Genomic DNA, 13,351 nt, shown 5'->3' on the forward strand with positions numbered 1-13,351 from the left:
CCGCCCCAAAGCGTGTCGTCCTCGATCCCGCCCGAGATCTTGTCGTTGTCGTCGCCGCCCAGCAGGCTGTCGCGGCCGGCGTCCCCGGTGATGCTGTCGGCGCCCTGCCCGCCCGCGATGCTGTCGTCGCCATCGCCGCCCACAGCCAGGTCGTCGTCGGCGCCGCCCTCGATGCGGTCGTCGTCATCGCCGCCCCAGAGCCGGTCGGCCCCGTCGCCGCCGATCAGCCGGTCCTGGCCCACGCCGCCGAACAGCGTGTCGCGCCCGCCGTCCCCCTCCAGCCGGTCGTTGCCGTTGGCGCCGGTGATCACGTCGTCGCCGGGCCCGCCCGTCACCGTGTCGGAAGAGCCGCCGCCGTCGATCACGTCGTCCCCGCTGCCGCCGTCGATCAGGTCGGTGCCGCCCCCGCCCGACAGGGAATCCGCCCCGGATCCGCCCCAAAGCGTGTCGTCCTCGATCCCGCCCGAGATCTTGTCGTTGTCGTCGCCGCCCAGCAGGCTGTCGCGGCCGGCGTCCCCGGTGATGCTGTCGGCGCCCTGCCCGCCCGCGATGCTGTCGTCGCCATCGCCGCCCACAGCCAGGTCGTCGTCGGCGCCGCCCTCGATGCGGTCGTCGTCATCGCCGCCCCAGAGCCGGTCGGCCCCGTCGCCGCCGATCAGCCGGTCCTGGCCCACGCCGCCGAACAGCGTGTCGCGCCCGCCGTCCCCCTCCAGCCGGTCGTTGCCGTTGGCGCCGGTGATCACGTCGTCGCCGGGCCCGCCCGTCACCGTGTCGGAAGAGCCGCCGCCGTCGATCACGTCGTCCCCGCTGCCGCCGTCGATCAGGTCGGTGCCGCCCCCGCCCGACAGGGAATCCGCCCCGGATCCGCCCGAAATAGAGTCTGCGCCGCCAGCCCCCGACAGGGTATCGACCCCCCATGTGCCGGTCAGCGTATCGGCCCCGGGCCCGCCGGTCTTCGTCAGGCTGGGCGGGCCGAAGGTGCGCTGCGGCGCGCCCGCGATCAGCGCCTCGGTGACCTCGCTCCGGCTCAGCCGCCCGGTGACCGAGCGCAGCTCGATCTCGTCGCCGTCCCAGCTGACCAGCGCCCCCCAGGAGGTCGACGTGACCTCCAGCAGCCCCGGTGTGTAGATATAGGGCAGGCCCGACAGGTCGATCCGGTCGGCGCGGTGGTCGAAATCCTTGATCACGTCGCGGGCCTTGTCGCCCTCCAGCACGAAGATGTCCGCGCCCGCCCCGCCGGTCATGGTGTCGGCGCCTCCGCGGTCGAACAGGATGTCGTCGCCCGCCCCGCCGCGCAGGTCGTCGTCCCCCGTCCCGCCCGAGATCATGTCGTCCCGCGCCCCGCCGCCCAGGGTCTGGCCGCCGTTGCCGGCCTTGCGGGTGACGCCCTGGCCGGAGAGGTCCCAGGTCATCTGGGTCAGCCCGCGCTCGGCGCCCGAGGCGGCGAAGACCTGCAGCTCGTCGCCCACCACCGCGGCGGCCACCGCCTCGACCCCGGCCAGCGACCGGGTGGTGGTGTCCTCGACCGCGTCGAGGTGGAACAGCCGCCCGCCCGGCAGCACCGTGAACAGCGACACGCCCAGGTCGCCACCCCCCGCCACGACAAAGGCGCGGCCGTCGTGATGGGCGACTGCAAGGCTCTGTACCTGCGCGAAACGGGTGGCGAGCGTGTCCATCACGTGGTCCGCCGGGGTCAACTCGCCACTGGCCGAGAGCCGCATCAGCGTCAGTGCGCCGCTGCCGCCCGCGGCCGAGGCCAGCACCACGAAGGTCTCGCCGCCGACCTCGGCCACCGCGAGGTCGGTGGGCGCCATGATGCCCAGCCCGCTGGCGGCCGAGACGCTGCCGGTCACCTCGGCGCCGGCATTGGTGACCTTCCAGGCGGTGACGCCGTATTCCATCGAGCAGGCGCCGATCAGGAACTTGGCGCCGCCAAGCTCGGCCGTCTCCAGCGCCGACAGGCGGCGGGCATGGCTGTCGGAAGTGTCGGCGATCAGCCCGTCATGGGCAAAGCCCGACCCGGTCACGTCATAGCGCCGCAGCCCGCCCGCATCGGCCGCCAGAAAGACGTCGCCGGCGATCTCGACCCCGTCGGCCAGGCGCCTGGAGGCGGTGCCCGAGACGCTCTGTTGCGCCGGGCCAGAGACGGTCGCGTCGGCACTGGCCTCGACCACCATCAGCCGGCCGGCATCGTTGCGCCCGACGATCAGCTTGTCGCCGCACCAGACCAGCCGCTCGGCCGCGCCCAGGGTCCAGCCCTCGGCATAGACGATCGTGTCGGCGGTCACCGCCTTGGCGCCGTCCGACAGGCGGAACCCGGCGAGGCCGCCGAACCGGCCCGATGTGGCGAAGAGCTGGATCTCGCCGCCCAGGGTCGCGACGCTCAGGTCGGTCACCCCGTAATCGATCAGATCATTGCCGGTGCGGACGATACCGCGAACGGTAAGCCCCATTTCCCAAACCCCCATCCGAGACATGACGGAGGCAGGCTGGGAAGGCCGCGCGGCGCGGAGCGGCCGGGCATTGCGGCAGAAGGGCGACCTTTGTCGACAATCCTAGGGGATCGGCCGCTTTGTGGCGGCCTGCGGACGGGATGGGGGCGCCCGCGGGCCCGGAGCGGGCGGAAATGCGGCGAAATCGTGGCAGCCGGGGTGGCGCAGCGCACACCCCGGCATCCGCGCCCCGGCCGGGCGGGGACGATTCGGCGGTCATGTCCGAGAGCTCAGGTCAGAGGGGCCCGGTCAGGCCGCGAGGTTGATCGCCTCGTGCCGGGCGATGGCCTCATCGAGGTCCTCGTAATATTCCAGCCGCCCGTCGTTGAGCACGATGCCGGTGTCGCAGAACTGCTTCACCTGGCGCATCTGGTGCGACACCATGATGGCGCTGGCATCCTTCACCCGCTCGCGGAAGATCGCCTTGCTCTTGCGGTTGAAATTGGCGTCGCCCACCGCCGTCACCTCGTCGATCAGGTAGGTGTCGAACTTCACCCCCATCGACAGCCCGAAGATCAGCCGCGCCTTCATCCCCGCCGAGTAGCTGCGCACCGGCATGTTGAAATGCTGGCCGATCTCGGCGAAATTCTCGACGAAGGCGATCAGCTGGTCGCTGTCCACCCCGTAGACCCGGGCGACGAAGCGGACGTTCTGCGCGCCCGTCAGCTCGCGGTGGAACGAGCCGCCGAACCCCACCGGCCAGGAGATCGTGCCGTCGGTCACCACCCGGCCGGTATCGGGCGCCAGCGTGCCGGCGATGATCTGCAACAGGGTCGATTTGCCCGCCCCGTTGCGTCCCAGCAGGCCCAGCGACTTGCCGGTGGGCAGCTCCAGGTTCAGGTTGTCGATCACCAGCTTGCGGTGACCGCGGATCCAGAAGCTCTTGGAGAGGTTCTCGAAGCGGATCATGGGCGGCCCTCAGCGACTGTCGCGGATCGAGTAATAGACCAGGGAGACGATCGCCCAGGACAGGAACAAAAACAGCGCGGCCAGCCCCATCAGCACCAGGCGGCGGGGGTATTCCGCGCTCTGGGGCAGGGTCGGCTCTATGTAGGCGGCCAGATAGCGGGTCTGGCGCGTCACATCGGCCCGTGCGCTGTCAAGCGCGGCGCGCGCGGCGCGATAGCTCTCCTCGGCGAATTCCCGGTCCACGGCGAGGCTTTCGTATTCCGCCAGCAGCCGGGGGTAATCCTCGCTGACCACCGAGCTTTCGCGCTCTTCGTCGATCCGGGCGCGGATCGCGTCGATCCGGCTCTGGGCCTGGGCGACGCGGGGGTCGGTGCCGCCGGCGCCCTGCAACAGCAGGTCGTAGTCGATCAGCGCCTGGGCGAGCTGCTGTTGCAGCACGTTGATCAGGCTTTCCTGGCCGCGGCCATAGGTTTCGGGGTCGACGATCTGGGTGCGGGTGCGGAACAGCACCAGCGCCTCGCGGGCGTCGCGCAGGCGCGACTCAGCATCGGCCAGATCGTCCTGGGCATAGCGCAGGGTGTCGGACCGGGCGGTGGCATTGAGGTCGTTGATCAGCGCCTGGCTTTCCTCGACGATGGCGCGGGCGATGGTCCGGGCCTGCTCGGCTTCGAAGGCCAGCACCCGCAGCTCCATCAGCCCGGTGGCGGAATCGTAGGACAGCTGCACCACCCGGGACCAGTAATTGGTCAGGTCCTCGATCGTGGCATCGGGGTTGAGCGCGAAGATCGGATCCTTGTCATAGGGGACCGAGTAATGGCCGACCAGGTCGACCCGCTCGTCGATCCGGCTGACCAGGCTCTGACTCTGGATGAACTCGTAAAGCACGTCGCTGTCCGAGGACCCGCCGCCGCCGCCGAGCCCGCCCAGAAGCGGGGTCAGCAGCTCGGTGGCCGAGGTGCCCTCTTCCTTGCGGACGGTGAAGCCGACGATCGAGGCGTATTGGTCCTCCGAGCGGAACTCCAGATACCAGCCCGCCGCGGTCAGCGGGGCCACCACCATCAGCACGAAGACCAGCGCGAGGCCCCAGTGCCGCTTGCGCATGACCGCGGGCTGCGCCACCGGCGCGACCTCGATGACCTGGACGGTCTCGGCCTGTTTTGCGGGTTTCTTGCGCGGAGGCTCGCCGCCCTCGCCCTTGTTGGCGGGGCCGGGGCCGGGTTTCTTGTCGGCGGGCTTCTTGTCGGCGGGTTTTCCGGGCGCGGGTTTTCCGGGCCCGGGGGTGGCGTCGGCCTTGTTGGCGGGGCGGTCGCCGGCCTCGGCTTTCGGGGCCTGCGGTTTCGCAGTGTCCGCCTTCCCAGTGTCCGGCTGTGCCGTGCCCTGCCGTGCCGCGTCCGCTGTCGCGGTGTCCTGCGCGCCGGCCCGCGGCGCGGTATCTGCCTGGTCAGCGGGCGCCGTGGCTCCGGGCTCCGCCACATCGATGACGCTCAGTCGTCGTCCATCGCCCAACCTGTTATCCGCCAACGGCGTGCCTCGCTTGACCTGATTGATCTTTGTCCATCACCTCTACATAGTTGCAGCCTGAATTTCCAGCGCGCCGGAGCCGCAGCCCTGCCATGACAGACACCGCGCAGACGCCCCTGCCCGCCCCCCAGACCCCGCGCCGGCAAAGCAACTGGATCGTGGTCTCGCTGCGCACGATCATCGCGCTCATCCTGCGCGAGATGTCGACCCGCTATGGTCGCTCTCCGGGGGGCTATGTCTGGGCCATCCTGGAGCCGATGGGGATGATCGTCATCCTCGCCTACGGCTTTTCGCTGCTGATGCGGACGCCGGCGCTCGGGACCAGCTTCCTGCTGTTCTACGCGGCGGGCTTTCTGCCGTTCAACTTCTTCCAGACCACCAGCAAGCTGGTCGGCAGCGCGCTGAAATTCTCGCGCCCGCTGCTGAGCTATCCGGCGGTCAGCTGGATCGACGCGGTGATCGGGCGGTTCGCGCTCAACCTGCTGACCAGCATGCTGGTGTTCTACATCCTGATCACCGGCATCCTGACCCTGACCGACGCGCGGGCCACGATCTCGGTCGGGCCGATCCTGCTGTCCTACGCGCTGATGGGGCTGCTGGGCCTCGGCATCGGCATGGTCAACTGCGTGATTTCAGGCTTCATTCCGGTCTGGGATTCGGTCTGGTCGATCATCACCCGGCCGCTGTTCCTGGCCTCGGGCGTGATCCTGATCTACGAAGAACTGCCCCAGTTCGCCCAGCAGGTCCTGTGGTGGAACCCGCTGATGCACCTGACGGGGATGATGCGCACCGGATTCTATCCGATGTATCAGCCGGAATATATCTCTGTCGAATACGTGCTGATGGTGGGGATGCCGCTGCTGTTCTTCGGGCTGGTCTTCATGCAGCGCTATCACAAGGACATCCTCAGCAAGACCTGAGGGGGGTAGGCTAGAGCCGCGTCACAGCCTCATGCGGCCTCAGAGCCGCACCACCACCTCGTGCGGCAGCGACAGGTCGCGCCGCAGCCCGTCGCGCACCGCCCGCCGCAGGATCCTCCGGTAGGCGGCGCGGTCGGCCCCGTAGCGCAGGCCCATCCGCCACCAACGCGGCAGGATCAGCGCCAGCGCCGGCCAGAAGAACAGCGGCCCCGCCGCCCGGCGATAGGCCAGAAGCAGGTTGCGGTGATAGTAATAGGCCTTCCACAGGGGGCGGAACGCCTGGCTTTCGGGATCGAAAGTCGCGCAATCGTGTTCGAAGCGCAGCGCCGGGTCGAAAGCCATCCGCATCCCCCGCGCGGTCAGCCCCAGGGTATAGATCACGTCGTCGCCATAGACGAAGAGCCGCCCGTCGGGCAGCCCGCCCACCTTCACCGCCCGCCGCGACAGGAACAGCCCGACGAAGGACCCGCCGTCGATCGGGGTGGGCGCGGGCGCGTCATAGGCCGCGGTGGGCAGATGAAACCCGGCCCGGCCGCGGCGCAGGGTCCGCAGGAAGGCCCGCACATGCCAGAACGGGTTCACCCAGGGCCGGTTCATCTCGCAAAGCCCGCCGCCGGGGTAATAGACCGCCGCGGCCCAGCCGTCGCGGCGCGCGCGGTCGCCGGCCCGGAACCGGGCGAGCGCCTCGGGCTCGGGATGGGCGTCGTCGTCCATCAGCAGCATCCAGTCGGGGTCGAGCCGGTCGCGGGCATGGGCCAGCCCGGCCTCGAAGCCGCCGGCGCCGCCGCTGTTGACCTCCAGCCGCAGCACGGCCAGCCGCGGATCCTCCAGCCCGGCCAGCCAGGCGGCGGTCCCGTCATCGGAGGCGTTGTCGACCACGACCAGGTGCGCCAGATCTTCGGACGGCGACGACAGCAGCCGGGTCACGGTCGCCGTCAGCTTCTCCAGCCGGTTGTAAGTCACGACGATCGCCGCGACGCGCCCTGCACCCATCTGCTTTCCCCAAAAAGCTCGTGCCCAAAGGCCACGGATCGGCGCCACTGTCAAACAGGCGCGGGGTTTCAAAGGCACGGGGCAAGTCGCTGTTTCGGAAATGAAACATCCCGCCCCGTTTCGCGCGCGAAACGGGGCAGACGGGGCCGGGGCGGGTTGCGGGCGGATCAGGCCCCGGGGGCGCCGAAAGCCTTCAGCAGCCGGGTGCGGAAGGCATCCGTCACCCCCGGACCGTAGAGCGTGACACTGCCGTCGGCGGCCACCCGCAGCCGCACCTCGCGGGCGAGGGTGCAGGTCTGGCCCGGCGCGACCCGGGGCAGGGCGGGCGCCTCGGCGGGGGCGCCGCGCCGGGACCCGCCCGCCAGCAGCCTGGACAGCACCGCCTGTTCGGCGGCCGCATCGGGGCGCGGCGCGGCGGCCAGGGCCTCGGCCGCGCGGGCGGCAAGGCCCGGCTCTTCGGTCAGGGCCTTCGACAGCTGCAGGCCCAGCCGCTCGCCGATGGCCTGGGGAAAGCGAAGCGCGCCGTCCAGCCCGGCCACGATCGGCAGGAACGACTTGATCTTCGACCGCCGCGGCCGCGAGGCGCTGGCAAAGAGCGTCTGCAGCGCCGCGGTGTCATCGGCGAACACCCCCTGTTCCACGGCGCGGGCGGCGATGCGGGCGCGCTCGTAATAGCTCAGCCCGACGCGGATCTCGTTCTCCTCGACCATCGCGCGATAGGCGTCCGAGGCCTCCTCCGGCCGGCGCAACAGCGCAAGAACAGAGCCGAATTGCACGGCCCCGGTCTCGTCCCGCAGCGCGCTCAGCGCCTGCAGACGGCGCCAACCCGAGATCAGGCCATAGCGCTTTTCGCCGCCCGGGGTCTCGGCCACCTCGATCGGGGTCTGCTGGCCGCGGGCGCGGAGGCTTTCGACCAGCGCGCGGGTCTCGTCGGCCTCCACCGCGATGCGGTCGCGCACCAGATAGCCCGCGTCGATCTGCTCCAGCGGGATCGACAGCACCAGGCGGCCCTCGGCGCGGGCCTGCTCCATGCTTTGCGACAGCTCCGCCAGCGCCGCCGAGGCCGAGGCCTCGCCCGCAACGGAGGCGATCGGCGGGGCGGACAGACCGAAGGCTTTCGTCTCCAGCCCGGCAGGCCCCGGGGCTGCGCCGAAGACGTCGGAGCGGGCGGGGGTCAGGCGTTTGCGCTTGGCCATGATGTCTCTCCTCTCAGGCAGGCGGGGCAGGGTAGGGCGGATGGATTACCAGCGCCCTATGGCAGCGCCCGCTCACTTGGCGGCCTGCCGGGCGGTTGTGGCCTCGCCCGTCTGCCGGGCGGTTGTAGCCTCGCCCGTCTGCCGGGCGGTTGTAGCCTCGCCCGTCTGCCGGGCGGTTGTAGCCTCGCCCGTCTGCCGGGCGGTTGTAGCATCCCGATACCAGCTGCCCACCAGCAACGCCTTGAAGGCGGCATAGGTGGCATCGAACGTTTCGCGCCCGCGGGCATAGGTCTCGCGGTTGAAATCGCGGTAATCGGCCTCGTAGATCCCCTGCACCTGCTCGCCCGCCTGGCCGATCAGCGCGGTGAAATCCTGCCGGTGCGGCGACAGCGTCTGACCCAGATAGGCCTGCATCAGAGACGCAAGTTCCCCCTGCTGGCTGCCGTCGAACCGGGTGACCACGGCGCGCACCGCGTCCCATTCGAACCGCAGCTCGTCGCGCCCGAGCGCCCGGGCGGCCATGTTCTCGCCCTCCTCGATCGACCCGAAGGTGGCGTGCAGCATGTCGAAGAACCGCCCCGTGCTGTCGAACTCCAGGAACGACGCGCCCAGCGGCACCAGCAGGATGTCGGCCGCGGCCAGCCCGTTGATCGTGAGGTAGCCGAGCGCCGGGGGCGTGTCGATGAAGACGACGTCGTAGGCATCAAGAATGCCGTCCGCCTCAAGCCGGTCGGTCAGCGCGTCCCACAGCTTCCAGCCGCGCGCGGCCATCCGCCAGACCGGGATCTGGAACTCCGCCCAGTAGAGGTTCAGCTGCGCGCCGATCAGGTCGATATTGGGCCAGTGGGTGGTCTGGATCAGGTCGGTGCTGGAGATCTTCAGCGCCTCGTCCAGGGTCTCGTCCAGCGGCTGCGGCGCCTCGCCCCGGTCGGCCCGGCGCTGGTTCTCGCCCCGCAGATGCTCGGCGTAATGCCGCGCCAGCAGCGGGAACACCGTCTGCCATTCGTCCTCGACCCGGCCGCCGAAGATCGAGGTCATCGAGCCCTGGCTGTCCAGATCCACCACCAGCACCCGGTAGCCGTCGAGCGCCGCCGACATCGCCAGATGCGCCGCGGTGGAGGTCTTGCCCACCCCGCCCTTGAAATTCGCCACCGCCACCAGCTTGGCGGGCTGGCCCTCGGGGCGGTAGGGCAAGTACTGCTTGGCCTTCGAGCCTTCGGCGCCGAAATGCGCCCGCAGCCGCAGCACCTCGTCGAGGGTGAACCACTTGGCCCCGGCCTCGGTCTCGCTGCGGCCCTGGGGCAGGTCGGGATTGGCCTTCAGCACCCGGCGGAAATGCCCCTGGGCCACGGGGATGAGGTAGCGGCAGATCTCCCAGGTGGAGAACAGCCGCAAGCGGCGCGCACCGTCGGCCTCAAGGCCGCGGCTGGCCAGGTCGCTGCGCCCGGCGGCACAGGCCCGGGCGATGGCGCCGAAGCCTTCGGTGCTGGCCGGGGCGCCGAGGCTGGCGGCTGATTGCGCCGGGTCCACGCGGAAATAGGGGGGAAGGTCGGTGCTCATGCTCTGGGGTCCCGATGCTGCCTATGGGGCTGCGCCTCTTGATGTGCGCTGTTTCGGGCAGAATACCGAAAAACAGCTGACATGGAAGAAAAACCGCAACACGTGTGCGTTTTCTCAGCAAGATTCGGGGGGTTGGGCCGGGCGACCCCCTGCATATTGGGGCAAGCGGGGGCGTCCTGACCAGCCCGGCGCTGTTATTTCTGGTTAGTATAATGTTACGGGGGCGCTCCAGGGGCGTTTTGGCCTTGCAGGACAGGCCTGTGGCGCGGGGCCCCCGACTCCGAACCCCCGATAAGGCGACTCCGATGCCACGAGCCGGCGATTCCGATCCATGACTCCCGCGGCACTCCGGCGTGGACGGCGGCTGTGGATAACTCTAGGGTGTCACTGAAACCCCGATAACGGGGCGGCCGGCAACGACCGGCATCGGGCAAGCGCGGGCGGGCCAGCGCAGACAAGAGCAGGACGGACAGGCGAACGTCATGACAGAGGCCACAGGCGATCCGGGGCGGGGCGGGCTTTTGCCCCTGCGGCACCCGACGGGCGATTTCTTCGTCTGCGACATCTTCGGGGCCTCGCCCAAGGATGACCTCGGCACCATGGAGCATCCGGTCTTTTCGCTCTCGACCCGGCCCGACCGGCGGGTGCTGAGCTATGCCCACAACGGCATCACGGTCGAGGTGATCCCCAGCGTGAAGGGCCGCGCCACGATCCACGACAAGGACGTGCTGATCTATTGCATCAGCCAGCTGATGGCGGCGATGAACGCGGGCCGGCAGATCTCGCGCACGCTGACGCTCAAGGCCCACGACCTGCTGGTGGCCACCAACCGCGACACCTCCGGCGACGCCTACCAGCGCCTGCGCGAGGCGTTCGAGCGGCTGGCCGGCACCCGGATCACCACCAACATGGCCACCGACGACCAGGAGACGACCCGCGGCTTCGGCCTGATCGAGGCCTGGGAGATCGTGCGCAAGACCCGGGGCGGGCGCATGGTCAGCGTGACGGTGACGCTCTCGGACTGGCTGTTCCGGGCGGTGCTGGCGAAATCGGTGCTGACGCTCAGCCGCGACTACTTTCGCCTGCGCAAACCGCTGGAGCGCAGGGTCTACGAGCTGGCCCGCAAGCATTGCGGACGCCAGCCGATGTGGCGGGTCTCGGTGACAGTGCTGCACAAGAAATCCGGCAGCGCCGCGCCGCTGCGGGTGTTCCGGGCGGCGCTGCGCAAGATGATCCTCGAGGGCCACCTGCCCGATTACGAGATGGCCGAGGAGACCGGCGACATGATCGCCTTCAGCCGCCGCCGGGCGCTGTCGGACAGCGGCCCGCACCTGGGCGCGGAGGCGCTGGAGGCCGCCCGCGCGATCGCGCCGGGCTGGGATGTCCACGCCCTGGCCGCCGAATGGCGCGGCGTCTGGGAGGCCACGGGCCGGCCGCGGCTGACCTCCGCCGACCGCGCCTTCCTGGGCTGGGTCCGCAAGACCCGCGCCGGGGCGCCCCCCCGCTAGCTTTCCGGCGGGGCCGCGCGGCCCCGCCGGGTCAGCCCCCCGGGGTCAGGCGGCCGTCAGGACACCACCGCGCGGTCGGTCGTCCGGCGCCAGTCGGTGCCGTCGCTGAAGGCCGGGACCGGGCCGCCGGTCTCGTCGGTGACGAAGATCATCGCGCCGGCCCCCAGGGCGGCCGGGTCGGGCAGGGCCGCCACGCTGAAGCCGGCCGGCTGGACCGCGCCGGCAAACTCGCTGCACCGGGTGACGCCGTTGAACAGCACGTGGTCGATGCCGCCGGTCTCGTCGCGGATCTTGAACGAGCCGTTGTTGGTGGTCTTGACCTTCCAGTCCCCGCCCGAGGAATCGTCGATCATCCGGAAGCCGGCGCCGCCGATCCCGCCCACGTTGCGCACCTGGATGGTGGGCGAAAGCCCGTCGGCGGCCACGCTCAGCGTGGCGTCGGTCCCGGCCAGCGGCCCGATCCCGACCGCGCCCGTCGCCCCGTCGATGCGCAGCGCCGTGCTCCAGGCGGTGCCGTCGGCGCTGACCTTGACGGCGAAGCTGTCGTCGCCGGCCAGCCCCATCTCGGCCCGGCCCGACCAGTTCGACTGGAACAGCAGGCTGGCGGTGTCGGCGGGGGCGGCCTTGTTGACCTTGACCTGGTGGCCCGCCCCCGCATGGGTCAGCAGCGTGGCCTCGGCGGCCACGGCCAGCCGGTTGGTGGCATCCGCGCCGGTGTTGATCCCCAGCATGGCGGGATCGGCCAGGCTGGCCTTGGGCAGCACCCAGGCGGTGCCGGTCCAGATCCGCAGCTCCTGCGCGGCGGCGTCCCAGGCCCGCCAGCCGGTGCGCGGCGGGATGAAATCCCACCCCGCGCCGTCCCATGCGGCGACCGAGCCGTCCTGTCCGGCCCAGTCGCCGCCGGCCCCCACCCCCACCACATGGGCCTCGCCCGGCAGGGGCGCGGCCGGTGGTGTCACCGTGCCGATCCCGGCGACCGCCAGCTGGACGATCGCGTCCAGCCGGGCCAGGGCGGCATTGTGCGTCACGTGTTTTTGCGCCTGGGCGGGCTGCAGATAGGGCAGGGCGAGGCGGTCGGAGGTATCGGACATGGGGAAAGCCTTCCGGGAAACGGGCGGGAAACGGGCGTTGTGCCGCAGTCTCGCCGGAAGGGTTTAAGGACGGCTCAGGGGGCCGGCCGATCGGGTAGGGAAGCGTTAAGCTTTGCCCGCCACAGGGCCGAGACCGGGGCCGAGACCGGGGCGCAACAGGCTCTGTTCCGGGGGGCGGGGCGCCTCAGCCCCGGCTTGCGTAGTAATCGTGGGTCGCCCGGATCGCGTCGTCGAACGGGGTGATCCGGTCGCCCAGCAGCACCCGCACATCCTCGCCATTGGCGATCACGTCGCGCGGCTCTGTCGCCAGCAGGTCGGTGGCGGGGATCTTTTCATAGGCCAGCGGCTTGCCCGCGGCCTTTTCCACCGCCGCGATCACGTCCATCAGCGAGGTCGATTGCCCCGAGCCCAGCATGTTCACCGGCGCCACCTCTTCGCCGTCGCGCAGCCGGCGGGCCATGGTGGCGATGCCGTAGCCCACGTCGCCGGCATAGATGAAATCGCGCGTCTGCCCGCCGTCGCCGTTGACGAAGACCGACTTGCCCTCGATCGCGGCGCGGGTGAAGGCGTGGATCGCGCTCTTCTTGTTGTCGGAGAAGCGGCCGAACACGTTGGTCATCCGGATCACCCCGAAGCTGCCGCCGCGCAGCTCCACCAGGCGCTGCAGGATCATCTCTTCGGCGGCCTTGGTGGCACCATAGAAGTTCTTGGGGCAATAGGGGCTGTCGAGGCGCACCTCGAAGCTGCCGTCGAACAGCGCACCGGCGGTGGAGATCAGGATGAACCGGTCACCGGGCTGCACCGCCTCCATCACGAAGCGCGAGGGCTCGGCGATGTTGGCCTCGATGAAATCGAGCGGCCGGTCCTTGCTCTCCGCCACCCGCGTCTCGCCGGCCAGGAAGACGAAGATCCGGCCCTCGCCGGTGTCTTCGAGCCCCGCCAGGAAGTCGAGCGCACCCCGGCTCTCGTAGCCGCCCTTGTGGTGTGGCAGATCCAGCGCCTCGTGCCCCGGCGCGGCGTTCGACATGTCGTCGATGACCACGGGCGCGAGGCCCGAGAATTCTTCCGAGCCGGCGATGGTGTCGAGGATGTTGCGCCCGACGAAGCCGAAGCCGCCGACAAGGACGAGGGTGCTGGAATTCTTCATGGCGAAACAGGGCT

At 70.3% G+C, this 13,351-nt stretch carries 10 protein-coding genes; 2 read left to right on the top strand and 8 right to left on the bottom strand.

The features are described from left to right. From ROA7023_RS16385 to ROA7023_RS16395, 3 genes are all read right to left on the bottom strand, one after another. Nucleotides 1-2,453 (bottom strand): calcium-binding protein (locus ROA7023_RS16385; RefSeq protein ID WP_268808008.1); only part of this gene is annotated, 2,453 nt, incomplete at its 3' end. Between the two features lie 288 nt (nt 2,454-2,741). After that, nucleotides 2,742-3,401: an ABC transporter ATP-binding protein gene (locus ROA7023_RS16390; RefSeq protein WP_085880118.1), complete on the bottom strand. Its 660-nt coding sequence runs from the start codon at nt 3,399-3,401 to the stop codon at nt 2,742-2,744. A 9-nt stretch (nt 3,402-3,410) separates the two neighbouring features. Further along, nucleotides 3,411-4,874 (bottom strand): KpsE/RkpR family capsule polysaccharide export protein, encoded by a 1,464-nt coding sequence (locus ROA7023_RS16395; RefSeq protein ID WP_234992277.1) that lies wholly within the window; start codon nt 4,872-4,874, stop codon nt 3,411-3,413. A gap of 140 nt (nt 4,875-5,014) precedes the next feature. Between ROA7023_RS16395 and ROA7023_RS16400 the strand changes: the two genes are divergently transcribed. Continuing rightward, the gene (locus ROA7023_RS16400) at nt 5,015-5,842 is read left to right on the top strand and encodes an ABC transporter permease (RefSeq protein WP_085880119.1); all 828 of its coding nucleotides are present in this window, start codon (nt 5,015-5,017) and stop codon (nt 5,840-5,842) included. A gap of 39 nt (nt 5,843-5,881) precedes the next feature. Here the strand turns inward: ROA7023_RS16400 and ROA7023_RS16405 are convergent, their stop codons facing one another. The 3 genes from ROA7023_RS16405 to ROA7023_RS16415 form a co-directional block, all read right to left on the bottom strand. Beyond that, a complete protein-coding gene (locus ROA7023_RS16405; protein WP_085880120.1) occupies nt 5,882-6,835 on the bottom strand; it encodes a glycosyltransferase in 954 nt (317 codons plus the stop codon). 167 nt (nt 6,836-7,002) lie between these two features. Next, a complete protein-coding gene (locus ROA7023_RS16410) occupies nt 7,003-8,031 on the bottom strand; it encodes a ParB/RepB/Spo0J family partition protein (protein WP_085880121.1) in 1,029 nt (342 codons plus the stop codon). Nucleotides 8,032-8,103: 72 nt separating this feature from the next. Next, nucleotides 8,104-9,591, bottom strand: coding sequence for an AAA family ATPase (locus ROA7023_RS16415; RefSeq protein WP_085880122.1), 1,488 nt, complete (start codon nt 9,589-9,591; stop codon nt 8,104-8,106). A 482-nt stretch (nt 9,592-10,073) separates the two neighbouring features. On the opposite strand from ROA7023_RS16415, the gene ROA7023_RS16420 reads away from it, so the two are divergent. Next, complete coding sequence (locus tag ROA7023_RS16420) at nt 10,074-11,099, top strand: replication initiator protein A (RefSeq protein WP_085880123.1); 1,026 nt, start codon at nt 10,074-10,076, stop codon at nt 11,097-11,099. Nucleotides 11,100-11,155: 56 nt separating this feature from the next. Here ROA7023_RS16420 and ROA7023_RS23930 read toward each other — a convergent pair whose 3' ends face one another. Together ROA7023_RS23930 and ROA7023_RS16430 are read right to left on the bottom strand one after the other, a co-directional pair. Continuing rightward, complete coding sequence (locus ROA7023_RS23930) at nt 11,156-12,190, bottom strand: DUF2793 domain-containing protein (RefSeq protein WP_143535603.1); 1,035 nt, start codon at nt 12,188-12,190, stop codon at nt 11,156-11,158. Between the two features lie 184 nt (nt 12,191-12,374). Next, nucleotides 12,375-13,337, bottom strand: coding sequence for an NAD-dependent epimerase/dehydratase family protein (locus ROA7023_RS16430; RefSeq protein WP_159458551.1), 963 nt, complete (start codon nt 13,335-13,337; stop codon nt 12,375-12,377). Nucleotides 13,338-13,351: the final 14 nt, after the last annotated feature.

Origin of the sequence: Roseisalinus antarcticus (assembly GCF_900172355.1) — a bacterium.
GTDB lineage: Bacteria > Pseudomonadota > Alphaproteobacteria > Rhodobacterales > Rhodobacteraceae > Oceanicola > Oceanicola antarcticus_A.